This is a genomic window from Arthrobacter sp. AOP29-A2-19 (genome assembly GCF_058138025.1).
The window spans coordinates 2,754,789-2,777,628 of the sequence record NZ_CM176894.1; the positions used below are offsets into that span (position 1 = coordinate 2,754,789).

21 protein-coding genes are annotated in these 22,840 nt (G+C 70.0%); 7 read left to right on the top strand and 14 right to left on the bottom strand.

Features of this window, described 5'->3' with window-relative positions:
- Positions 1-234 precede the first annotated feature (234 nt).
- The 8 genes from AC3ZJJ_RS12730 to AC3ZJJ_RS12765 all read right to left on the bottom strand — a co-directional run bounded on the left by AC3ZJJ_RS12730 (position 235) and on the right by AC3ZJJ_RS12765 (position 7,707).
- Positions 235-1,248 (bottom strand): zinc-dependent alcohol dehydrogenase family protein, encoded by a 1,014-nt coding sequence (locus AC3ZJJ_RS12730; protein ID WP_489892182.1) that lies wholly within the window; start codon positions 1,246-1,248, stop codon positions 235-237.
- A gap of 42 nt (positions 1,249-1,290) precedes the next feature.
- Positions 1,291-2,808, bottom strand: coding sequence for a carboxylesterase/lipase family protein (locus AC3ZJJ_RS12735; protein ID WP_489892183.1), 1,518 nt, complete (start codon positions 2,806-2,808; stop codon positions 1,291-1,293).
- 30 nt (positions 2,809-2,838) lie between these two features.
- Positions 2,839-3,294 (bottom strand): ATP-binding protein, encoded by a 456-nt coding sequence (locus tag AC3ZJJ_RS12740; RefSeq protein ID WP_489892184.1) that lies wholly within the window; start codon positions 3,292-3,294, stop codon positions 2,839-2,841.
- Positions 3,287-3,619 carry an STAS domain-containing protein gene (locus AC3ZJJ_RS12745; RefSeq protein WP_489892185.1) on the bottom strand — a complete coding sequence of 111 codons (333 nt, stop codon included), beginning with the start codon at positions 3,617-3,619 and terminating at the stop codon, positions 3,287-3,289. The genes AC3ZJJ_RS12740 and AC3ZJJ_RS12745 overlap by 8 nt, the downstream gene beginning before the upstream one ends.
- Complete coding sequence (locus AC3ZJJ_RS12750; RefSeq protein ID WP_489895839.1) at positions 3,603-5,594, bottom strand: glycosyltransferase family 2 protein; 1,992 nt, start codon at positions 5,592-5,594, stop codon at positions 3,603-3,605. The genes AC3ZJJ_RS12745 and AC3ZJJ_RS12750 overlap by 17 nt, the downstream gene beginning before the upstream one ends.
- A gap of 41 nt (positions 5,595-5,635) precedes the next feature.
- Positions 5,636-6,754 carry a SpoIIE family protein phosphatase gene (locus tag AC3ZJJ_RS12755; protein ID WP_489892186.1) on the bottom strand — a complete coding sequence of 373 codons (1,119 nt, stop codon included), beginning with the start codon at positions 6,752-6,754 and terminating at the stop codon, positions 5,636-5,638.
- 128 nt (positions 6,755-6,882) lie between these two features.
- The gene (locus AC3ZJJ_RS12760; protein ID WP_489892188.1) at positions 6,883-7,479 is read right to left on the bottom strand and encodes a hypothetical protein; all 597 of its coding nucleotides are present in this window, start codon (positions 7,477-7,479) and stop codon (positions 6,883-6,885) included.
- Between the two features lie 39 nt (positions 7,480-7,518).
- Positions 7,519-7,707: a hypothetical protein gene (locus tag AC3ZJJ_RS12765; RefSeq protein WP_489892189.1), complete on the bottom strand. Its 189-nt coding sequence runs from the start codon at positions 7,705-7,707 to the stop codon at positions 7,519-7,521.
- A gap of 157 nt (positions 7,708-7,864) precedes the next feature.
- On the opposite strand from AC3ZJJ_RS12765, the gene AC3ZJJ_RS12770 reads away from it, so the two are divergent.
- Positions 7,865-8,002, top strand: a complete 138-nt coding sequence (locus tag AC3ZJJ_RS12770; protein ID WP_489892190.1) for a hypothetical protein — start codon at positions 7,865-7,867, stop codon at positions 8,000-8,002.
- A 6-nt stretch (positions 8,003-8,008) separates the two neighbouring features.
- Positions 8,009-9,157: a N(5)-(carboxyethyl)ornithine synthase gene (locus AC3ZJJ_RS12775; protein ID WP_489892191.1), complete on the top strand. Its 1,149-nt coding sequence runs from the start codon at positions 8,009-8,011 to the stop codon at positions 9,155-9,157.
- An 81-nt stretch (positions 9,158-9,238) separates the two neighbouring features.
- Here AC3ZJJ_RS12775 and AC3ZJJ_RS12780 read toward each other — a convergent pair whose 3' ends face one another.
- Complete coding sequence (locus AC3ZJJ_RS12780) at positions 9,239-10,516, bottom strand: ABC transporter substrate-binding protein (RefSeq protein WP_489892192.1); 1,278 nt, start codon at positions 10,514-10,516, stop codon at positions 9,239-9,241.
- A 244-nt stretch (positions 10,517-10,760) separates the two neighbouring features.
- On the bottom strand, positions 10,761-11,786 hold the full coding sequence (locus tag AC3ZJJ_RS12785; protein WP_489892193.1) for a LacI family DNA-binding transcriptional regulator: 1,026 nt from the start codon (positions 11,784-11,786) through the stop codon (positions 10,761-10,763).
- A gap of 148 nt (positions 11,787-11,934) precedes the next feature.
- Here AC3ZJJ_RS12785 and AC3ZJJ_RS12790 point away from each other — a divergent pair, with 148 nt between their 5' ends.
- The 5 genes from AC3ZJJ_RS12790 to AC3ZJJ_RS12810 are packed head-to-tail and all read left to right on the top strand — an operon-like array spanning position 11,935 to position 18,341.
- Complete coding sequence (locus tag AC3ZJJ_RS12790; protein WP_489892194.1) at positions 11,935-13,101, top strand: Gfo/Idh/MocA family protein; 1,167 nt, start codon at positions 11,935-11,937, stop codon at positions 13,099-13,101.
- 47 nt (positions 13,102-13,148) lie between these two features.
- A complete protein-coding gene (locus AC3ZJJ_RS12795; RefSeq protein ID WP_489895841.1) occupies positions 13,149-14,324 on the top strand; it encodes a dihydrodipicolinate synthase family protein in 1,176 nt (391 codons plus the stop codon).
- Positions 14,321-15,211 carry a sugar phosphate isomerase/epimerase family protein gene (locus AC3ZJJ_RS12800; protein WP_489892195.1) on the top strand — a complete coding sequence of 297 codons (891 nt, stop codon included), beginning with the start codon at positions 14,321-14,323 and terminating at the stop codon, positions 15,209-15,211. Before AC3ZJJ_RS12795 ends, AC3ZJJ_RS12800 begins: the two co-directional genes overlap by 4 nt.
- A 60-nt stretch (positions 15,212-15,271) precedes the next feature.
- A complete protein-coding gene (locus AC3ZJJ_RS12805) occupies positions 15,272-17,269 on the top strand; it encodes a DUF6807 family protein (RefSeq protein ID WP_489892196.1) in 1,998 nt (665 codons plus the stop codon).
- A complete protein-coding gene (locus tag AC3ZJJ_RS12810; protein WP_489892197.1) occupies positions 17,262-18,341 on the top strand; it encodes a M24 family metallopeptidase in 1,080 nt (359 codons plus the stop codon). The genes AC3ZJJ_RS12805 and AC3ZJJ_RS12810 overlap by 8 nt, the downstream gene beginning before the upstream one ends.
- Here the strand turns inward: AC3ZJJ_RS12810 and AC3ZJJ_RS12815 are convergent.
- Genes AC3ZJJ_RS12815 through AC3ZJJ_RS12830 form a run of 4 tightly spaced genes read right to left on the bottom strand, consistent with a single transcriptional unit; the run spans position 18,338 to position 22,609 of the window.
- The gene (locus AC3ZJJ_RS12815; protein WP_489892198.1) at positions 18,338-19,276 is read right to left on the bottom strand and encodes an NAD-dependent epimerase/dehydratase family protein; all 939 of its coding nucleotides are present in this window, start codon (positions 19,274-19,276) and stop codon (positions 18,338-18,340) included. The two genes, AC3ZJJ_RS12810 and AC3ZJJ_RS12815, sit on opposite strands and share 4 nt — an antisense overlap.
- Before the next feature lie 9 nt (positions 19,277-19,285).
- The gene (locus AC3ZJJ_RS12820; RefSeq protein WP_489892199.1) at positions 19,286-20,680 is read right to left on the bottom strand and encodes a Gfo/Idh/MocA family protein; all 1,395 of its coding nucleotides are present in this window, start codon (positions 20,678-20,680) and stop codon (positions 19,286-19,288) included.
- 26 nt (positions 20,681-20,706) lie between these two features.
- Complete coding sequence (locus AC3ZJJ_RS12825) at positions 20,707-21,690, bottom strand: carbohydrate ABC transporter permease (protein WP_489892200.1); 984 nt, start codon at positions 21,688-21,690, stop codon at positions 20,707-20,709.
- Positions 21,683-22,609 (bottom strand): carbohydrate ABC transporter permease, encoded by a 927-nt coding sequence (locus tag AC3ZJJ_RS12830; protein ID WP_489895843.1) that lies wholly within the window; start codon positions 22,607-22,609, stop codon positions 21,683-21,685. Before AC3ZJJ_RS12830 ends, AC3ZJJ_RS12825 begins: the two co-directional genes overlap by 8 nt.
- Positions 22,610-22,840: the final 231 nt, after the last annotated feature.

Here is a 22,840-nt window from a genome sequence, read left to right on the forward strand (position 1 = left end):
TCCGGCGGACTTCTGCCGGCCCTCGAGGTAATCCGCTATGTCACTCGGACAATATGTGCCGCTGAGGCCGAGTCCCATGGACTGCGGACCGGGCTCGCACAGGGCTTCCCACAGCTCCTTCAGCCAGCTCTTGACCATGTTGACCACCCTGCCTCTCGAACGGGTCGGGACCTCTTCACCCCACCATCCCGCCCGCACGTTTCCGCCGCATCGCCGCTTGGGTTACGTCCACGTTTAATCGCCGCGGACGGCCACCCGCAGCACGGCCGCCCCCGTGACACGGTCGCCGGCCAGGTCCCGGAGCGCCCGGTCCGCCTCCTTCAGCGGGTAGGCGACCGTCGTCGGACGGAGTGAAACGCTGGCCGCCAGCGCCAGAAACGCCTCCCCGTCGGCGCGCGTGTTCGCCGTGACACTCACCAGCTGACGCTCCTGGAACAGTTCGTCCGCGTAGTTCAGGGCGGGAATGTCGCTGAGGTGGATACCAGCCACGGCCAGCGTGGCGCCGCGGTCCAACGCCCGCAGCGCGGGCGGGACCAGCGTTCCGACCGGCGCGAAGAGGATGGCGGCGTCTAGCTTCACCGGGGGCTCGTCGGTGGCGCCCCCGACGTAGCTTGCGCCCAGCCCCGTGGCCAATGCGCGTGCCTCCGCGGAGCGCGTCATCACGTAGACCTTTGCGCCCTCGTTCAGGGCGACCTGGGCGGCCAGGTGGGCGGACCCGCCGAACCCGTAGATCCCCAGCCGGCCGCCGGCCGGGAGCCTCGAGCGACGCAGCGCGCGGTAGCCGATGATGCCGGCGCACAACAGGGGCGCCGCCTGCTCGTCGGCCAGCGAGTCCGGCAGCGCGTACGCATAGTCCTCGGACACAACGGCAAGCTCCGCGTAGCCGCCGTCGTCGTCCCATCCCGTGAAGCGCGGCGCGACGCACAGGTTCTCGGCGCCCCGAACGCAGAACCGGCACACCCCGCACGTGTGGCGGAGCCAGGCGATGCCGATCCGCTCGCCCACCCGGAACCGGCGGCAGTCTTGGCCGAGTTCGACGACGTCGCCCACCACCTCGTGGCCGGGCACGGTCCCGGGGCGGTGCGGCGGGAGGTCGCCCTCGGCCAGGTGCAGGTCCGTCCGGCACACGCCGCACACGCGCACCCGGACGAGGACCTCCCCGGGCCCCGGGCGGGGATCGGGGCGCTCGCCGAAGCGCAGCGGTCCGGCGTCGACCGGGCCGGGCCGTTCAACCCACCACGCGCGCATCGCGACTCCTCCGCGTCGGGCACCCCGGATGGTGTCCCGCTCCTAGAGATACCCCCGATAGTCGCCCCATGCGAGACGTAGTTCCCGCCGGGGATCCGATTCGACCCGGTCCACCGCGTCGAAGATCCGCACGCGGCGCGCGACGTCGTCGTACCGCGGCCACTCCGCGCCCGGGTGTCCGTCGCGGGCGAAGTCGAGCAGGGCTCCCTGGTGCCGGGCACTGAGCCGTGCCGCCTGGTCCCGTCCGCCGAGCAGCGTGAAGAACCGCCCGGCGTCCGAGTCGAGTTCGCCGAACAGCGACGGCAGGTCCGTCCCGTGAGTTGCGCCGAGGCCGGTGAGCCGCAACGCGGGTGTCTCGAAGTCGAAGCGGTAGGACCACACCGGCGCATGGCGGGCGTGGGCCTCCGCGATCTGGACGCTGGGGTGCCAGAAGATGCCGTCGCCGACCATGTCGATCACCGCGTCGCGCCGCGGGAAGCGCGGGTAGCCGCCGCGGATCCGGTCCCAGGCGTCCGGCTCCGAGGCCCGGATGGAGCCTTCGATCCGCTTCGGCGACGTCGGCAGAGCGTTGAGGTACCGGAAGAGTGCGCCTTCCCGGCCCGCCGTCCCGATGATCAGCGGCACACGGTGGGCGGCGCCGGACCGGAAGGCATCGATCACGCGCCGCGGCAGGAAGTCGCCGTCGACCGACGGCGAGGCCGGCATCGGATCGCGGTTCTCCGCGCGTCCCAGCCACGGCGACAGCCTGTCCAGCGCGCCCACCAGCTCTCGCCACGGCAGGTGGGACAGGGCGCGGGCGGCGTCCCGGTCCTCCAGCCCCAGGGTCCGCACATAGGTCTCGGCCCAGGCCGCGTGCCGCTCGGCGCCGTAGACCGACGCCGGGGCGGGACTGAGCGCGGCCGCCCGGTGGAACAGCCCCGCGGCGGCGGGGATGGCCATCATCGTGAGGACGGACGTCCCGCCGGCGGACTGCCCCATCAGTGTCACGTTGTCCGGGTCTCCGCCGAAGGCCGCGATGTTCTCCCTGATCCAGCGCAGCCCGGCCAACTGGTCGCGCAGGCCCACGTTGGATTCGAACGGGTGGGCGTCGTCGGCGTAGCGCGTCAGATCCAGGAAACCCAAGGCACCGACGCGGTAGTTCAGCGACACGTAGACGACGTCGCCGGCGGCGACGAGGCGGCCGCCGTCGTACACCGGCGAGGCGGACGACCCGATCAGGAATCCGCCGCCGTAGAGGCAGACGACGACGGGAAGCGGTTCGGTTCCGGGGTTCGCCGGCGCCGTGACGTTGATGGTGAGGCAGTCTTCGCTGACGGGATGCCGGCCGGCGCCCAGGTTCCGGGAACGGACCACCTGCGGCGGCGCGTCGCCGAACCGCGTCGCGTCGCGCACGCCGGACCACGGGGCGGGGGCTTCGGGTCCGCGGAAGCGCAGGGCACCGAGCGGCGGCGCCGCGTACGGAATCCCCCGCCATGTGCGCACGCCGCCGGCCACCATGCCGCGGACCCTGCCGGCCGTGGTGGAGACAGTCAGTGCCGTGTCCGGGTCACCGTGCCGCATCGAGCTCCCTTGCCTGGCCTGAGCCGTCGGTTATTCCCGGGCCTCGCCGTCCGCATCGCGCGTCAGCGTCCAGATGTTGGTTCCTTCGTGGCGTTCGAAACTCAACGTTGTCACGAGCGCCCGTATCAGCGCCATCCCCCGGCCGGACTCGGCGGAATCGTCGGGGAGGTCGTCGGCTTCGACGCTCGCGATGACGGTCGGGTCCGGGTCCGGCACCACTGCACCGTACTCGCAGATCCGCGCCACGAGCCGGCTGCGCGTGACGGTGGCCTCGACCCCAACCTCCACTACGGCGCCCTCCTCGGCGACCGCGTGGCGGACGGCGTTGGAGGCGGCCTCGACGACGGCTGTCTCGAACGCCATGCGGTCCAGGTCCGGCACGAAGTCCGCCTGTTCCCACAGCCGTTCCAGCTGCCCGTGCACGGCGTCGACGGCCTCGGGCGTCGCCGGGAGCCGGACGGCGTTGTGGGCGAGGATGTCAGTCACCGGAGAACGCCCCCGCGACGCTTTCGTAGGGGGTGAGCACGCGGTCCATGCTGGTCAGCTTCAGGACCATCAGGACCTGCGCGGGGACGCAGGCGATGCGGAGGTCGCCGCCGGCCTGCCGCGCCACCTTCAGGCAGCCGATCAGGGCACCCAGGCCGGAGGAGTCCATGAACTCGGTGCTGGCCAGGTTCACCACGATCCGGCTGTTCCCGGCGGCGACGGTGTCCGCGACGACCTCGCGCAGGCGCGGGGCGGCCACCATGTTCAGGCGGCCGGTCCCGGTCACCTCCGTGTAGCCTTCGGCCTTCTCAACGTTGAACTGCATCTTGCGTGGTCCTTTCTTCGGGAACAAAGCCGGCGTACCGCACGGCCTTGATCAGCACACTGAGCACAAGCAGGTCGTAGACCACCCAGGCAACGTTCACCAGGGTTCCTATGGGTTCGTTGAGGCCGGCGATCAGCCGTGCCGCGCCCAGCGCCACCGCCACAACCAGCAGCACCATGGCCACCAACTGCGGCTTGATGAGGCTCCACGCGGGGCCGCCGTCCTGGCGCTCCTTGGGCGTCACGGCGAAGCCGAGCGGACGGCCGAACCACACGTTGCGCGCCGCCGTTGTGCACGCCTTGATCCACGTGGGGAACAGCGCCAAGCTGTACTGTTGCCCCCGCCATGTCGGCACACCCCTGGCGACCACAAGGAACAGCAGCTGGTTGACCACCATAAACGGAATAAAGCGGATGAAGAACTCGGCGCTCAGGCTGTCGACCGGCAGGATGCCCAGCGTGAGGTACACGATCGGCGCCGCGAGGTAGACGACGGCGGCGAACCCGCTCAGGTACGTCCACATGGTGGCGAAGTACATGAGCCGCTGCGTCCACTTCAGGCCCGTGACGCCGAGCGGGTTCTCGCGCAGCATCACCTGGATGGTGCCCTGCGCCCAACGCAGACGCTGGGTCAGCATGGTCTGCACGTCCTCCGGGGCGAGCCCCAGCGCAAGGACCTCGTGGTGGTAGACGCTGCGCCACCCCATGGAGTGGAGGCGCATGGCCGTGGCCATGTCCTCGGTGACGGAGATGGTCGCCAGCGGCATGATCGGCTGCGCCTCGTCGGGGCGCTCGACGGACAGGGCGTCCAGCAGCGCCTGCACGGATTCCAGCGCGGCCAGCGGCGACCAGTCGCGGCCGGACATCATGCCGATGATCTCGTCCACGTCCTCCGGGAGCGCGAGCGCCTCCCCCGGAGCGGTGGCGGCGGACTGCTCGGCGAGTTCCGTGAGCTGCTCCAGCTCGGCGATCTCGGCCAGATCCGCCTCGAGCGTGGAGAGGTCCGCCTCGACCAGCCGCCGGACGGCCTGGTCCACCTCGCGGCGGACACGGTACGTGACGTCGCCGAGGCCTGCGCCGGCGGCGAGGTCGGAACGCGCCTTGACGGTGGCGCGTTCCACCGAGTCCAGCACCTGCAGGACCGCGGGGTCCTGGCCCCGGGCCGAGCGGCGCGCCTTGCGCAGGACCTTCCGCGAGGCCTTGAGCGCCTGGCCGACCGAGCGCTCGAGCTCTCGGACGTAGCCGCGCAGGCCCAGCTGCATCAGCGCCTCGCGGCGCAGCACGGCGTTGGAGCCGCAGAAGAACGCCGCGTTCCAGCCGTCCTTGCCCTGCTGGATGGGGCCGTAGAAGAGCGGCGCCTGGCTGCCCAGCGGGTCGCTTTCCGGAACGTTGATGAAGTACTGCGGCGTCTGCACCAGCGCCACGCGCCGCTCGTTGAAGTAGCCGAGCGTGCGGTCCAGGATCTCCGGGGCGGGCACCTGGTCCGCGTCGAGGATCAGCAGGAACTCGCCCTGCGTCATCATCAGCGCGTTGTTGAGGTTCCCCGCCTTGGCGTGCCGTGGACGGTCCTTCCAGTCCTCGCTGCGCGTGAGGTAGCCCAAACCGTGTTCCTCGGCGCGCAGCCGCAGTTCGTCGCGGGCGCCGTCGTCGAGGATCCAGGTGGTGTGCGGGTGCCGGATCCGCTGGGCGGCCAGCGCCGTCTCCATGACCATGTCCAGCGGTTCGTTGTAGGTGGTGATGAAGACGTCAACCGTGGCGTCGGGCGCGGGCGCCGGCGGCTCCCCGCGCTGCCGGAGCTTCCAGACGGTCAGGCCAAAGAGGCCAACGTCGATCAGGCTGTAGGTCTCGGCGATCACCAACGGCACCGCGATCCACCAGGCGGACCAGTTCAGCGAGTCCAGCCAGCGCCACACGATGTAGTTGGTGCCCAGCACCACCGTCAGGACCACGATCAGCCGGGTCAGGAACAGCCGCATGCTGCCCGAGGGTGCTTGCGCCGCGGGCGCGCCCTGCTCCGTCACGCTGCGGCCTCCACTTCACTGGTTGCCAGACGCCGGACGACGACGGCGGTGACGTCGTCCTCCACGGCGTCGGCGTTGCCGAGCGCCACCAGGGCGCTCGCCGCCTGTTGCGCGGATCCCCCCTCCGCGACGGTGGCTGCGGTGGCGTCCAGCGCGCCCTCCAGGGTGGGGAACGCGTCGAGGAGCCCGTCGCTGATCACCACCAGGCTGTCGCCGCCGGCCAGCTCGATCTCGTCCGCGGTCCATTCGCTCAGGCCGAAGACGCCCACGGGCGGCCCCCCGCCCGCCAGCCGGCGGTAGGTGCCGTCCGCGGCGACGTGGAGGGCCAGTCCGTGACCGGCGTCGACGTATCCCAGTGTGTGCCGCTGCGGGTCGAGCCGGGCGTGGAACATGGTGACGAAGCTGTCGGAGGCCTCAAGGTCCGGGGCGAGTATCCGCCCGGCCGCCGCGAAGGCCTGTTCCAGCGACGCGATCCGCGAGCACGAGCGCAGGGTGGCCCTGGCCGTGGCCGCGACCAGCGCAGCTCCCATTCCCTTGCCCATGGCGTCGGCGACCGTCAGGTCCAGGTGGTCGCCGGACGGGTACCAGTCGTAGAAGTCCCCGCCGACCGTGCGGCACGGCTCGAAGGCGCCGCCGACGTCGTACCCCGTCAGGTGGACGGGATCGCCGGGCAGGAGGCTGCGTTGGACCTCGATGGCACGGCGCAGCTCGTCGTCGTCGCTGATGCTGGGCGAGGGGGCGCGCCGTGGCCGGCGGAACAGCGCCGAGATCCGGGCCTTGAGCTCCCTCGGGCTGAAGGGCTTGCTGATGTAGTCGTCGGCACCGGTCTCCAGGCCCACCAGCTTGTCCATCTCGGACACCCGGGCGGTGAGCATGATGATGTAGGCGTCGGAGAACGTGCGGAGTTCCTTGCAGACCTCGACGCCGTCCAGGTCCGGGAGGTTCAGGTCCAGCGTCACGAGCTCGGGGGAAAGCGTGCGGGCGAGTTCGATCCCCGCGAGGCCGGTGCTGGCCTCGCTGACGGCGAAGCCTTCGCGCGCCAGCAGTTGGACCAGTAGCCCGCGGATGTCGTGGTCGTCCTCGACGACAAGTGCGATGCGTGGCGCGGTCGACATGTCGGCGCTCCCTCCGGTGTGTGTCGCGGCGGGCTGTTCTTGGTGCCCTCCCCTATCAAACCATCCTTTGGGGCTGGTGGTGGTGGCGCGACGGGTGTTGCGACGAGCCTGAAGGTCCGAGGTTTGGCCTAGGCGAGGAAAAGTACGCGCCACACGTGCAGGGCCGCGCCGATGGCGAAGCCGGCGGCCACTTGGGCGGGCGTGTGGTGTCCCATCCGCACGCGCGACCAGCCGACGGCGGCGCACAACGCCACGATCGCGGCCGGACCGAGGTAGGGCAACGGGGACAGCAGCTGGAGCGTGACGAAGGCCGTGACGGCGCTGTGCACGGAGAGCTTCCAGAAGAGGTTGGCCACCATGCACACGACCAGGCCGGCGAAAACGGCGGCCAGGTTGAGGAACAACCCCTCGGGCGCATCCAGATACCGGAGCACGCGGACGCCCACCAGCAGGGAGACGCCGGCGACGAGGAAGGGCCGGAACCGCTGGCTCCTGCGGCTGATGTGGTGGTCCGTGACCCCGCCGGCGCGCTTGAACCACAGGATCGCGAGGAAGGGGATGGCCGTGGTGAACGCGACGGCGACGCCCGCCTGAAGCCAGGTGGTCCCCTCGACCAGGAAGGGTTGCGCCAGAAGATAAATGCTGACCAGGACCGTCGGTGCCAGAACCTCGGTTAGGACCCGGGCCGCGCGGAGCGGCTTGGCCCTGCCGGTTGTGTTATCCATCGCCGCAATCGTAGGCCACGGCGGCCGCCCCGCGGGGCATCAGTCCCCGTAGCCGCCTCCTTCGGCCAGGCTCGCCAGGTCCCCGGATTTCAGGCCGAGGCTCTCCAGGAGCTCGGCGTCGGCCTTTGTGTCCACGTGCTCCGGCAGCTCGCGCCGGGCCTGTTCCAGCTTGTCGTCGCCGCCATGGCGCTTGAGGTGTTCGAGCACCTGTTCCCTGCCGATTCGCATGTCCAACTCCCACCTGTCCGTCGTGCAGACAGCCAAACACGGCCGCCGGGTCGACACAAGGGAATCGGGGTTGATGCGGTGCCGTAGTCTCGGAGGCAGGGAGCAACTTTTGCTCCTGTAAGGAAGCAGTTGCACTTGCTTCCGCAAGGAGCTCACCATGGCCAACAAGTCCCCGAACAAGTCTTCCGCCAAGAAGGTCGCCGGCAAGACCATCAAGGAAAAGCGCAACGACAAGAAGGCGAAGGCCGCGAGCAATGCGGCCTCTGAGATCATTTCCGTCACCAAGAAGCGCTGAGCGCCGGTGTCGCTGCTGAGCATCGGCGTCCTGGCCACCACCCGCAAGGCCGATGAACGCCGGCTGCCCATCCATCCGCTCCACCTGGAGCGCATCGACGCGGACCTGCGGGAGCGGTTGATTTTGGAGCGCGGCTACGGCGAGCGCTTCGGCATCTCCGACGCGCAGCTCGCTCCGCTCGTCGGGCGGCTCGCCTCCCGCGAGGAGCTTATCGCGGAGGCCGACGTGGTCCTGCTTCCCAAGCCCCAGCCCGAAGACCTGGCCGAGCTGCGCGACGGCCAAATCCTCTGGGGTTGGCCGCATTGCGTCCAGGACCGCGCCATCACCCAGATCGCGATCGACAAGCGCCTGACCCTGATCGCGTTCGAGGCGATGAACCATTGGGCGTCCGACGGCGGGTTCGGCCTGCATGTCTTCCACAAGAACAACGAAATGGCGGGCTACTGCTCGGTCCTCCACGCGCTCGAGCTCATTGGCACCACGGGGGTCTACGGGCGCCGCCTGACCGCCGTCGTGATCGGTTTCGGCGCCACCGCACGCGGCGCCGTGACCGCCCTGAACGCCCACGGCGTGCACGACGTCGAGGTCCTCACCAACCGCGGCGTCGCCGCCGTGGGATCGCCGATCCACTCGGTGCGCATCACCCAGTTCGACCACGACGCGGACGCCCCCTACCAGAGCCAGGTGATCACCGACCGGGGCCGGCTACCGCTGGCCCCGTATCTGGCGGAGCACGACATCGTAGTGAACTGCACGCTGCAGGACCCGAACTCGCCGCTGACCTACCTCAACGAGGAGGACCTGGGCGCTTTCAGGCCGGGCAGCCTGATCGTGGACGTGTCCTGCGACGAGGGTATGGGGTTCAGCTGGGCCAAGATGACCACCTTCCGGGAACCGATGTTCGACGTCGGCGACCACGTCCACTACTACGCAGTGGACCACACGCCGTCGTTCCTGTGGAACTCCTCCACGTGGGAGGTCAGCGAGGCGTTGATGCCGTTCATGCGGCCGGTCCTCGAGGGACCGTCCGGGTGGGACGCGAACGAGACCATCCGCCGCGCGATCGAGATCCGCGGCGGAGAGATTGTCAACGGCGCCATCCTCGAGTTCCAGGACCGGGCCGCGCCGTATCCACACCTGCCCGCAACGGTCTAGCGGCACGGAACACACGAGGGGGCGGGACCGGCGCCGGTCCCGCCCCCTCGTCCGCGACCCCGGTTGCGGGGCCGTGGACTGTTATCCGATTTCCGCCTTCATTTCCTCAAGCATCTTGGTGGCGGCGTCCGCCGGGCTCAGTCTGCCGAAGAAGACCTCGAGCTCGTAGCGGTAGAGGATGTCCTGCAGTCCGCTGAAGCCGACCGGCGGGATGGCCTCGTTCTCTCCGACCTCGTCCTCGATGTCCTTGACGAACTCGGCCGAGCGGGCGTCCGCGCCCTCCAGCTTGTCGACGACGGCCGCCCGAACGTCCAGGTTCGAGGGCAGGCCGCGGTCGGCGAGGTTGAGCGCGCCGGCCTCCTCGGAGTTGACCATAAAGTCGATGAACTTCTTGGCCTCCTCCGGGTGCTCGGTGCCCCGTGTGGCGGACATGAACATTGAGGACTTGTAGAAGATGTCGGCGCCGCCGGGCTGGCCGCTGATGCCCGGGAACCGCAGCGGCACCAGTTCCTCGCCCGCCGCGCCGGAGAGCGCGCTGAGCTGGTTGGTCCACCACATGCCCAGCGCTGTCCCTCCGGTTCCGGTGAGCGACTGGTCCGGGCCGGGCGACTGGTCCTCGGCGATGCCGGACGCCGTCGGAATGGAGCCGCCCTCCATCAGCCCCTGCAGCATCTCCAGGTACGACTGCGCGTCGGGGGCCTCGAAACCGAGCGTGCCCTCCGCCGTCGTCAGCGACTTGTCGTGCTGCCGCAGCCAGAACTGGAATCCCGCGGGTTCGTTGGGTCCGGTCGCCCCGAACTTGTCCGTCTTGTCGCTGATCTCCGCCGTGATCTTCGCGTAGTCGTCCCAGGTCCACGTCTCGTCGTCGGGCAGCGGGACGCCCGCAGCCTCGAAGATGGCCGGGTTCGCGACCATGGTCATGGCGTTGATGCCCGTGGTGATGCCGAACAGGCCCTCTTCCGTCCGACCGTTCTGGACCGCGGCCTCGTCGAACTTGGACACGTCCACACCCTCGAGATCCAGCAGCGCGCCGCGGTCCGCGTACTCCCGGAGGTACTTGTCGTCCATCTGCACCACGTCCGGGGCGTCGTTGGATGCCACCTGGGTGGCCAGCTTGTCCCAGTAGCCGCCCCAGTCGCCGTACTCCCCCTGCACCTTGATGTCCGGGTTGGCCTTCTCGAAGGCGTCGATGATCTTCTCGGTCGAAGCGCTGCGGGATTCCGAGCCCCACCAGGCGAAGCGGAGGGTCACCGTTCCATCGTCGCTGGACTGGCCGGGGCCCACACCGCAGGCCGTCAGCGCCATGGCCGATACGGCGGCCAGGGCCGAGACCTTCGCGAAGTTGCTGAAGTTCTTCATGGTTTCCTCTTCGTCTTCTGTTCGACGGGCAGCCGGCCACCGGGCCTGTGCTCGGACGTGTTGTGTGGTGCCCCCGGGCGTGATTGAACCCGGGGATGTCTCTGGACAAAAAGCGCTTCCGCCGCTCGCGACGTCGTTGCCATCGATGCGGGAAAGCGGTTTCCAACAACATATTTGTGGTGACCGTCACACGTCAACCCCCTGCCGGAAAGAAGTCGCGCTCCCTCGGGCCGGGCACCCGGGCCTACCGGACCGGATCGACCCTCCGCGTGCTTTCCCGCAGCACGGGCTCGCCCTCGATGACCGTCCGCCAGGCCTCGTCCGTCCCGGACAGCAACAGCTCGCCGGCCATCCTCCCCATTTCGACCAGCGGCAGGCGCACGGTGGACACAGCGGGGTACATGTCCATCAGGGTGGGAATGTCGTCGAATCCCGCGATCGCAATGTCCTCCGGCACCCGCAGGCCGCGCTCCCGGATGGCGGTCATGGCGCCCAGCACCATCACGTCGTTCGTGCCGAAGACGCAGATCTGGCCACCCGCGAGGAGGTCGGGGCCGCCTTCGAGCAGCTCGGTCATGGCCGCGTGTCCACCGTCGCGCGTGAAGGCCCCGTGCACCACCCGCTCCGGCTCGATCCCCCCTTCCCGCAGGCGCCCGATGAACCCGGCGATGCGGTCCTGGGCGGTGGTCAGCGTCGTGTCGCCCGCCAGGACAACGAACCGGCGGTGCCCCTGGCCCAGAAGCGCCCCGGCGAGCAGCGCGGCGGCCCCCCGGTTGTCCACCTCGAGCCCACTCGTTCCGGGAAGCGGCTGGCCGATCATGGCCACCTTGCCGCCGTTCTCCCGATAGCGCGCCAAGGCCAGCGCCAGGTCCTCGTCGTCCTGCAGTCCCCGCGAACCGGCCAGCACAATGCCGTCCGTCCGGTAGGACATGAACGCCCGGAGCGCCTCGAGCTCCAGGTCGCCGTCGCGGTCGGTGCTGGAGAGCAGCACCTGCCGCCCACTCCCCTTCAGGCCGCGCTGGACGCCCACCGCGATCGAGGAGAAGTACGGGTCGGCGATGTCGTGAACGATCAGCCCCACCAGGCCGGCGGAACTCCGCGCCAGCGCCTGGGCCTGCGCGTTCGGGAAGTATCCGAGGCGCTCCGCGGCGGCGCGGACGCGCTCGGCGATCTCCTCCGCGGGCTTGCGGGACGAACCGTTCAGGACCCTCGATGCGGTTGCCTGTGAGACCCCGGCATCCCTTGCGACGTCCGCCAGCCGTACGACCATTCCAGCCCCTGCCTTCCGCCGCGGCGCGAGCGCCCGACGCGTTTGTTCCAATGTGACTGTTGACACTTTGTTCAGTACGAAGATACCGTGGAAAGCGCATTCCAGCCTATTCCTGGCAACCACCGTCGAACCATCCGGGAGCATTTCCATGTCCGAAAACATCGTCCTGCGCATCGCCATGAATGGCGTCACCGGCCGCATGGGCTACCGCCAGCACCTGTTGCGCTCCATCCTGCCGATCCGCGACCAGGGCGGAATAACCCTGCCCGACGGCCGCAACGTGACGGTGGAGCCGATCCTTGTGGGCCGCAACGAGGACCGCATCAAGGAACTCGCCCGAATCCACAAGGTCGAGCACTGGACCACGGACCTCGACGGCGCGATCGACGATCCGACCGTGGACATCGTCTTCGACGCGTCGATGACCAGCCTGCGCGCGGCGACGCTGTCCAAGGCCATCTCCGCCGGCAAGCATGTCTTCACGGAGAAGCCCACGGCCGAGTCCCTGGAGGAGGCGGTCGGCCTGGCCAGGCAGGCGAAGGCTGCCAGCGTGACGGCCGGCGTGGTTCACGACAAGCTCTACCTTCCCGGCCTGGTGAAACTCCGCAGGCTGGTCGACGAGGGCTTCTTCGGCCGGATCCTCTCGCTGCGGGGCGAGTTCGGCTATTGGGTCTTCGAGGGCGACGTCCAGGCGGCGCAGCGGCCCTCGTGGAACTACCGCCTGGCCGACGGCGGCTCGATGACCACCGACATGTACTGCCACTGGAACTACGTCCTCGAGGGCATCATCGGCAAGGTCAAGTCGGTCACCTCCACCACCGCGACGCACATCCCTGCGCGCTGGGACGAGAACGGCAACGAGTACGTCGCCACGGCGGACGACGCCGCCTACGGCACCTTCGAGCTCGAGACGCCCGCTGGCGATTCCGTCGTCGCGCAGATCAACTCGTCCTGGGCGGTACGCGTCTACCGAGACGAGCTGGTGGAGTTCCAGATCGACGGCACGCACGGCTCCGCCGTCGCCGGCCTCAACAAGTGCGTGGCCCAACAGCGCGCGCACACGCCGAAACCGGTCTGGAACCCCGACCTGCCGGTCACCGAATCGTTCCGCGACCAGTGGCTGGAGGTCCCCGCCAACGACGACCTGGACAACGGGTTCAAGCTCCAATGGGAGGAGTTCCTGACGGACGTCGCGCTGGGGCGCGAGCACCGCTTCGGCCTGCTTTCCGCCGCCCGCGGCGTCCAGCTCGCGGCCCTGGGACTGCAGTCGGCCGCAGAGCGCCGCACCCTCGACATCCCGGAGATCGTGCTGTGAGCACCGCGACCGGAACCGACCTGCTCCTTCCGGGGACCACAGGCAAGATGGCGCCGTACCGGATGTCCGTCCCCGGTGCCTGGACGCGCCCGACGGCTCCCATCACCTCCCGCAACACCTACGCCGCCGCCCACGTGGTGCCGGTGATGGGCGCGGAAAACGTGCCCGGAGCGCCTGCCAACCTCGATTGGGAGGCGACCCTCGCGTACCGCCACGAGCTGTGGTCCTGGGGATTGGGCGTCGCCGATGCCATGGACACGGCCCAGCGCGGGATGGGGCTGGACTGGGCGGCGACGCGGGAACTGATCCGCAGGTCCGCCGGCGAGGCCGCCGCCGTCGTCCGCTCCGGGAGCCCCGCCCTCGCGGGCAAGAGCGTCCGCGACCTGATCGCCTGCGGCGTCGGCACGGACCAGTTGGACTCCGGCGCCGTCTCGGCGTCGACGGAGGGCCTGGACCGGGTGGCACGGGCATACCTGGAGCAGCTCGCCGTGGTCGAGGAGTCCGGCGCGAAGGTCATCCTGATGTGCTCCCGGGCGCTGGCCTTGGCGGCGCGTGGCCCCGCGGACTACCTCGCGGTCTACGGCCGACTCCTGGAGGCGGCCTCGGAGCCGGTGGTCCTGCACTGGCTGGGCACCATGTTCGATCCCGCGCTGGCGGGCTACTGGGGATCCACCGACACCGCCGAAGCCACCGCCACTTTCCTGGAGCTCATCCGCGCGCACGGCGACAAGGTGGACGGGGTCAAGGTCTCGCTGCTGGACGCGGCCCACGAGGTGGAACTGCGCGCCGCGCTGCCGGCCGGCGTCCGGCTGTACACCGGAGACGACTTCAACTACCCCGAGCTGATCCACGGTGACGGCACACACCACTCCGACGCCCTCTTGGGTATCTTCGCCGCCATCTACCCCGCGGCCTCGACGGCGCTGCAGGCCTACGACGCCGGCGACGCGGACCGCGGGCGCTCCATCCTGACGTCGACCCAGGAGCTGGGACGCCACATCTTCAGCGCTCCGACGTTCTACTACAAGACCGGCGTCGCGTTCCTTTCCTGGCTCAACGGGCACCAGGCCGGCTTCCAGCTGGTCGGAGGGCTGCATGCCGGCAGGTCCCTCCCCCACCTGGCCCGCACGTTCGCCCTTGCGGACCAGGCCGGGCTGCTCGCGGATCCGGACCTGGCGGCCGCCCGCATGACCACCCTGCTCAAGACCGGAGGACTCGCATGAGCTTCGAACTGTCCCTCAACACGGGAACGACGCCGAATCTCACCCTGCGCGAGGCGGTCCGCCACACGGCCGAGGCGGGCCTGGGCCACATCGGCCTCTGGCGGCACATCGTCGCCGACGCCGGGGGCGCCCAGGCCGCCGCAAGGATCGTCTCCGACGCCGGGCTGCGCGTGTCCACGCTCTGCCGCGGCGGTTTCCTCACGTCCGCGGATACCGCGGGGCAGGCCGCCGCCCTGGAGTCCAACCGCGAGGCGATCCGCGAGGCGGCCGCGCTGGGCACCGCCGAGCTGATCATGGTGGTCGGAGGGCTGCCGGCCGCCGCCCACGTGCTGGGGGGAAGCGGCGACCGCGACGATCGCGACCTCCCTGGCGCGCGCGCCCGCGTCTCGGACCGCCTGGCCGAGCTGGTGCCCTACGCCTTGGAGCACGGGGTGCGGCTGGTGCTCGAGCCCCTGCATCCCATGTACGCGGCGGACCGCGCGGTACTGTCCACGCTCGGCCAGGCGCTGGACATGGCCGCCCCCCACCCCGCCGCGGCGGTCGGTGTGGTCGTGGACACGTTCCACGTATGGTGGGATCCGGCGCTGCGGTCGCAGGTGGCGCGCGCCGGCGCCGAGGGACGGTTGGCGAGCTACCAGGTCTGCGACTTCAACCTGCCGATCGCGCCCGACGCCCTGCAGTCGCGCGGGATGATGGGAGACGGATACATCGATTTTGCGCCGGTGTCCGCCTGGGTCGCCGAGGCCGGATACACCGGACCGGTGGAGGTGGAGATCTTCAACCGCAAGGTCAACGAACAGGATGCGGCGGTGACCCTGTCGACCATGAAGGAGCGCTACGCCCGGCTGGTGCTGCCCGCGCTCCAGTCCGCGTCCGCCACCGTCTAGGCGGCCCCGCCCGCACGCCACCGTCCGCACCACACCGTCCGGCACGTCACGAGGAGAACGATGAACGTCCCCACTCCCGCCCCCGCCGTCCCCACCGTTTGCCTGGTCGGCATCGGCGGCTTCGGCGAGCGCCACCTGGACAACGTCCGCCGGCTGGAGGCGGCCGGCAGGCTGCGGCTCACCTGCACGGTCGACCCGCGGAACGACGGCGGTCGGCACCTGGGTGATCGTGTCGCGATGTACCGGACGCTCGCCGAGGCCGCCGCGGCCGGTGAGCGCCCGGACATCGCCATCGTCTCCACACCCATCGACACCCACCACCACCTGGCGGCCGACGCGCTCCGGCTCGGCGCGGACGTGCTGGTCGAAAAGCCGCCGACGGCGACACTCGAGCAGTACGAATCCCTGCGGGCGGTCGCCCGTTCGGAGGGGCGGCGGGTGCAGGTGGGCTTCCAGTCGCTCGGGTCGCACGCGCTGCCGGCCATCGAGGCCCTGCTCGCCTCGGGCCGCATCGGCCGGCTGCGCGCGGTGGGCGCCACCGGGCTGTGGCTGCGCACCGCCGCCTACTACGGGCGGTCTCCCTGGGCCGGCCACCGCGTGCTCGACGGCATCCAGGTGGTGGACGGCGTGGTCACCAATCCCCTGGCCCACGCCGTGATGACTGCCCTGCACGTCGCCGGCGCGCGCGGCGCCGCGGACGTCGCGGAGCTGGAGACCGAGCTCCTCCACGCGAACGACATTTCGGCCGACGACACGTCCGTGGTGCGGGTCCGCACCGCCGACGGCATCCCGGTCACCTGCGCGTTGACGCTCTGCGCCTCGTCCCAAGAGGACCCGCACATCACCATCGAGGGAACGCTCGGCCGGGCCGTCCTCCACTACACGCGCGACGAACTGGCGGTCACGGTCGGCGGCGGGGAGACCACCGCTGAGCACTTCGGCCGCACGGACCTGCTGGAGAACCTGATCGACGTTCGCTCCGGCGCCGCGGAGGCTTTGCTGTCCCCGCTCGACGGCGCTGGCGCGTTTATGCGGGTCCTCGAGGCGGTGCGCACCGCCGCCGATCCGGCGGCGATCGAACCGGAACTGCTCGAGTACGCGGGCGAGGGCCCGGGGCGGCACCCCGTCATCCCGGGGATCGCCGGCTACGTCGCGCGGGCGGTCAAGTCGCAGTCCACGTTCTCCTCCCTCTCCGCGCCGTGGGCGGCGGACCCGGCGACGGCGGAGACCCTGCGTGTCGGCGGGACGGAGGTGGCGCGCGTGCGCCTGGGTTCGGACATCGCCCCGACCAACGCTCCGCGACCCTTCCTCCACCCGGTCCGCACGCTCTCCGGGACGGTGGTCTCCGACCAGCAGCCGCTGGACCACCCCTGGCACCTGGGCGTCGGCATCGCGCTGCAGGACGTCGCGGGGACCAACTTCTGGGGCGGGCGGACCTACGTTCGCGGCGCCGGCTACGTCTGGCGCGAGGACCACGGGCGCATCGAACGGACCCGTTCGGGCTTTGACGGCGGCGCGCTCGAGGAGGATCTCTCGTGGATCGGGCACGACGGCGTCGCCCTCCTCACGGAGCGGCGCACCACGCGCGCGGCTCCCGCCGGGGACGGCGCCTGGGAGTTGTGCATCGACTTCACCCTCTCGCCGGCCGGCGACTCGCCCGTGGCGCTGGGTAGCCCGGGCTCCAACGGGCGGGAGAACGGCGGCTACGGCGGTTTCTTCTGGCGCCTTCCCGCGGTCGGCCGCCCCGAGGTGTTCACCGCGACGGAGGCGGGCGAGGAGGCGGCACACGGCAGCTCGGCGCCGTGGTTGGCCTTTGTGGCGGATTTCGGACCCGAGCGCGCCGAAGCCACGCTGGTCTTCGCCGCCGACGACGCCGATCCGTGGTTCGTAAGGTGCGGAGGGTATCCCGGTGTCGGGCGGTCGCTGGCGTGGGACCGTCCCGTGGTCACCGCGGTTGACGCGCCAGTGCGCCGTTCCGTGCGCGTGCTGGTCGCCGACGGGCGCATGGACCGCTCCCGGATCGCGTCGCTGCTGGCCGCCGGGCGCGTGGATGCCTGACTCGGCCCGGCGCATGACCGAACTGGCCGGGAAGCACGCCCGGCTCGTCGCACTGCTCGACAGGCGCGGCGCGGACGCGCTGCTGCTGGACACGCCGGCGTCGTTGTCCTGGTACCTCTGCGGCGCGCGAACTCACGTGAGCCTGGCCGGCCCGCCCGTCGCGCGGCTGCTCGTGCACCGCGACGGCGCCGAACTGGGCGCCTTCTCCAACGAGGCGGACCGTCTCGCGGCGGAGGAGCTGCCGCCCGGAGTCGGTCTGTCCACCGTGCCCTGGCACGGCTCGCTCGCGGAAACGTCTCAGTGGCACGCGGCGGCCGGGGATTGGCGAATCGTCGACGAGAGCGACGCCCACCCGGAGCTGCGCGCCGCGCGGGCCACGCTCCATCCAGCCGAGCGGGAGCGCTACCGGGCGCTGTGCGTCGACGCCGCCGCGGCGCTCACCGATGTCTTGGCCGCGGCGACACCCCGCACCACTGAGCGGGCCGTCTCCGCCGCGCTGGGCGCGCGGATCCTGGAAGCCGGCGCCGACCCGCTCGTGCTGCTCGTCGGCGGCGCGTCGCGCGCCGCGCACCGGCATCCCTTGCCCACCGAGGCCGCGCTCGGGCACCGCGCCATGGCCGTGGTGTGCGCACGCCGGCACGGCCTGATCGCAAGTGTCACGCGGTGGGTGGCCTTCGGACGGCCGGCCCCCGGCGAGGAGGAGGCGGACCTCGGGATCCTTCGGGTCGAGGCCGACGTGTTCGCGGCATTGGTCCCCGGCGCACCGCTGTCGTCCGTCCTCGACGTGCTCCAGGGTTCCTACCCGCGGCACGGCTTCGCGGACGACGAATGGACCCGCCACCACCAGGGAGGAGCGGCGGGCTACGCCGGCCGGGATCCGCGCGTGGCCCCCGGAATCGCGGACCGGATGCATCCACACCAGGCCTTCGCGTGGAACCCCACCGCCCACGGCGCCAAGGTCGAGGACACCGTCCTGCTCGGTGACGCCGGCGTCGAGATCCTCAGCGTTGATCCTCGCTGGCCCACCGTCGAGGTCGCCGGGCGCCGGCGCCCCGAGGTGCTGCGGCCCTAACCCCGGACGGCCGTCGTCCGGGCCAGCTCGGCCGGGGCGAGTTCCGTCCGCCAGCCGCGCTTCGGCTCCCATCCGAGCTCCCGCCGGGCCTTATCGATGCTGAACGCCGGGGACGTGCCGGTGAGCGGGCGCGCCAGCTCGGCGAGCTCCGGGAAGTGCTCGGGCAACACCTCGCTCAGCGGGCGCGTGGACAGGGCGTCGGCGGCCCCCACGAAAAACGTCGAGCCGTTTTCGATCCGGTGCATCTTCTCCAGCAGGAGCAGCAGAAAGTCGGTGACGTCGCGGGCGTCCACGTAGTTGAAGAGCGACGGCGCGGCGAGCGACGGATCCGCCAGGCGTTCGGCGATGGTGTGCCCCTGCTGCGTCGGCGCCCCGGCCCACTCCTCGGGGGCGATGACGTAGCAGGGCCGGAAAGACGCGAAGCGGGCGCCGTCCCCCCGTGCCGCGGCGAACATGGCCGCCACCTGCTCGGCGACGTGCTTGGACAGCCCGTAGGCATGCCAGGGCCTCGGCTGCACGCCCTCGTCCAGCGGCAGCCGCGGCGGAAGCCAGCCCGCCGGGGAGCCGTACCCCATGATGGAAGGGCTGCTGGCGATGGCGATCTTGCCGGCCCCGGCGGCCAGCGCCGCGGCCGTCACGTTGTGGGCGATGGCCGTGTTGGTGCGCAGGATGACGTCCTCGGGCGCACTGAAGGGCACCGCGATGGCGGCCAGCGACACAACGGCGTCGGGCCGTGCGTCGGCGAACGCCGCCTCCGTGGCGGCGGCGTCGAGCAGGTCGACCTCGGCGTACGCGACCGCCGGGTGCGGAACATCGGGCCGGGCCCGGTCCACGCTGACGACGCGGTGCCCGGCGTCGGCAAGGCCGGCGACCACGCTGCGCCCCAAACGCCCGGATCCGCCGGTGACGATGATCCTTTCGCTGTTTGCCACCATGGCTCGCCCCTACCCGTGCGCCACGGCGGCCAGGGCGTCCGTCGCCTGATCGGCCGGCCGAAGGTCGATGCCGAGATTCAGTTCGGCGATGGCAACCGGCAGCCGCATGGCGAGCGATTCGTTGCCGGCGATGCCGACCGCGATGGCGCGCATGCCGTCCGCCAGTCCGGCCGGTCGCGAGTACCGGTCGGCGCCGGGCCCGCGGAAAACGTCGGCGAGCAACAGCGCGTCGCCTCCGCCGTGGGCGCCCTCGCCGTTGACGATGGGCAGTTCGTGTGCGCTCTCCCAGTGGCGCTGGAGCACCAGGCGTTCCCCGCGCGCACGCACCGTGGAGTCCTGCCCGTCCACGGCGACGGATGGGTCCACCGGGGAGCCTCCCGAGGTCGGGAGCACCGCTGCGCGCTCGACGACGTCGAGCTCGAGGCGGCCCCCGGTCCCATTGACCGCCACCCGGTAGCCCTCCCAGGGCGAGTGGGCGTTGAGCGAGTACGAAAGGATGGCGCCCCCCGCGTATCCGACCGTCAGCGCAAGGTTGTCCTCGATGGTAATGCCGTCGGAGAACACGTCTTGGTCCCGGAGGTATCCGTCGTAGTGCTCGTTCTCCAGGTAGAGCCCGGACAGGCGCTCGTCGGTGCGCAGGTCGAGTGCGAACGGGTCCTCGCCGGAACCCTCCCTCGTTCCCCTCGCCGGGTGCGGCGCCTCCCCGCGCTTGGCCGCGTTGGCGGCACCGTAGAAGGAGAGTCCGCCAGCCGCGTAGACGCGGTCCGGGGTGTCGCCGAGCCACCAGTTGACCAGGTCGAAGTGGTGGCTGGACTTGTGGACCAGCAGCCCCCCGGAGTTCTCCTTGACCCGGTGCCAGCGGCGGAAGTAGTCGGCCCCGTGGACGGTGTCCAGCATCCAGGTGAAGTCGATCGACGTCACCATGCCGACCAGCCCGTCCTGAATCGCCGCCTTGAGCGCGGTGTTGCGGGGCGAGTACCGGTAGTTGAACGTCACAAGCACCTGCCGGCCGGTGCGTTCGACCGCCTCGGCGATGCGGCGGCTCCCGTGCGCGTCGACGGTCAGCGGCTTTTCGACGACGACGTCGGCGCCCGCCTCCAGCGCCGTGCACACCAGGTCCGCGTGGGTGAAGTCCGGGCTGGTGATAATCACACGGTCGATCCGGTGGGACGCGACGTAACCGGCCAGCTCCGCCGGGTCGAAGCAGTCCGGCTGTTCGCCGTAGGTCTGCTCGACGACGTCGGCGTAGTAGGCCATGCGCCCCGGATTGGTGTCGGCGATCGCCACCAGTTCGGCGACGTCGCTGTGCTCCCCGTAGATGGCGTGCAGGTACATCTGGCAGCGGTTGCCCGTGCCGACGACGGCGTAGCGGATGTGCGGAGCGCTGGCTTGTTCGGTGCTCACGATGGCGGTTCTCCTGTGGTCGGGGGCTACTTGATGCCCGTGGTGGCGATGCCCTTGACGAGGAACTTCTGGCCGATGAGGAAGGCGATGAAGACCGGCAGCAGGGTGACGATGGACATGGCGAACAGGGATCCCCAGTTGGATTCGCCGGTGGCGTCGATGAAGGCGCGTAGCGCGACGGGGACGGTGAACATGTCCGGGTCCGTGAGGTAGATCAACGAGCTGAAGAAGTCGCTCCAGGTCCAGATGAACGTGAAGATCGTTGTGGTGGCCAACGCAGGCACCATCAGCGGCAGGATAATCTGCAGGAAGATGCGCGGGTGCCCGGCGCCGTCGATGCGGGCGGCCTCGTCCATGTCGCGCGGGATGCCGCGGATGAACTGGACCATCAGGAAGATGAAGAACGCGTCCGTCGCGAGCAGCTTGGGGACGATGAGCGGCAGGAAGGTGTTCACCCAGCCGAGCTCGCTGAACATGATGTACTGCGGCACGATGATCACGTGGATCGGCAGCATGATGGTCATCAGCATGACGCCGAAGAAGACGTTCTTGAACTTGAACTCAAGCCGTGCGAACGCGTAGGCGGCCATGGAGCAGGAGACCAGGTTGCCGAGGACCGAACCCAGCACGACGACGGCGGAGTTGAGCATAAAGTGCCCGAACGGGTGGGACAGCGCGGACCAGCCGTCGGTGTAGTTCTGCCACTCGAACGTCTGCAGGAACAGCCCCGGTTCGCGGAAGATCACGTCCGTCGGGCGGAGCGAGCTGACCACCATCCACAGAAGCGGGTAGATCATGATGGCGCCGGCGACGATCATCACCACGTGCTTGAGGACGGCTCGCGCGCGGGCCCACGCCGCGCGCCGGCGCTTGAGTTGCAGGCGGCGCTCCTGGCCTTCCCCCCCGGCCCGACGCTTGTCCGCCGGCGCGCCGGGGGGTGTCGTCGAGTCGGAGGAAGCCGGGGCCGCGTCCCGGGACTGCTTCGTGCGGGAGATTGTCTGCTCAGTCATCGTAAAACACCCAATACTTTGAGGCGAGGAAGTTGATGGCGGTGAAGGCTCCGACGATGAGCACCAGCAGCCAGGCCATGGCCGAGGCGTAGCCCATGTCGAAGCGGCCGAAGCCCTGTTGGTAGAGGTACAGCGTGAAGAACATGGTGGAGTCGGACGGGCCGCCCTTGCCTCCCGAGACGATGAAGGCCTGCGTGAAGGACTGGAAGGCGCCAATGATCTGTAGGACCAGGTTGAAGAAGATGATGGGGCTGAGCAGAGGCAACGTGATCTTCGTGAACTGCCGCAGCTTCGTGGCCCCGTCGATGGAGGCCGCCTCGTAGTACATCGCAGGGATCTGACGGAGGCCGGCAAGGAAGATGATCATCGGCGACCCGAAGGTCCACACGTGCAGCAGTATCAGCGTGCTCAGCGCCGTGTCCGGGCTGGATATCCATCCCGGCCCCTCGATGCCGACCATGGCCAGCAACTGGTTGACGAGGCCGGTGGTCCCGAAGAGCTGCTTCCAGAGGACGGCGATGGCCACGGAGGAGCCCAAAAGCGACGGCAGGTAGAAGATGGAGCGGTAGAGCGGGAGCCCGCGCATTCCGCGGTCCAGGAGCAGGGCGATCGCCAGCGCCAGCGCGAGCTGGAGCGGGACGCTCACCAGGACGTACACAAAGGTGACCCGCAGCGAGTTGTGCAGCCTGGCGTCCTCGAACATCCGCGTGATGTTGTCCAAGCCCGTCCAGCTGGGTGCCTGCAGCAGGTTGTAGTCCGTGAAGGCGAGGTAGAGCGACATGAACATGGGGCCGATGGTGATGGCGACCAGGCCCACGAGCCACGGCAACAGGAAAATGTAGGCGGCCTTGTTGTCCTTGTCCTTGATCCTGACGCCCTTGGCGGACTTCAGCCGGGACAGCTCGCCGACCACGCTCACGGCGCCGCCGCCATCGCGCGAAGGCACAGCGGCGTGCCGTTGGTCTGCGGTGAAAGATCTGGCGTCATGCCTGGCTCCTGTTTTGGGAAAGCGGTTTCCGAGTGGGTTGAATCCACCATAAAGGCGTCTCGCTGTGACGTCAAACACTTTTTGCCGCCGCCGAATCGGGTTCGGTGGCGACGGGCGCGACTACGGACGGATGCCCTAAAGTGACGCGCGCCACCAAACCCC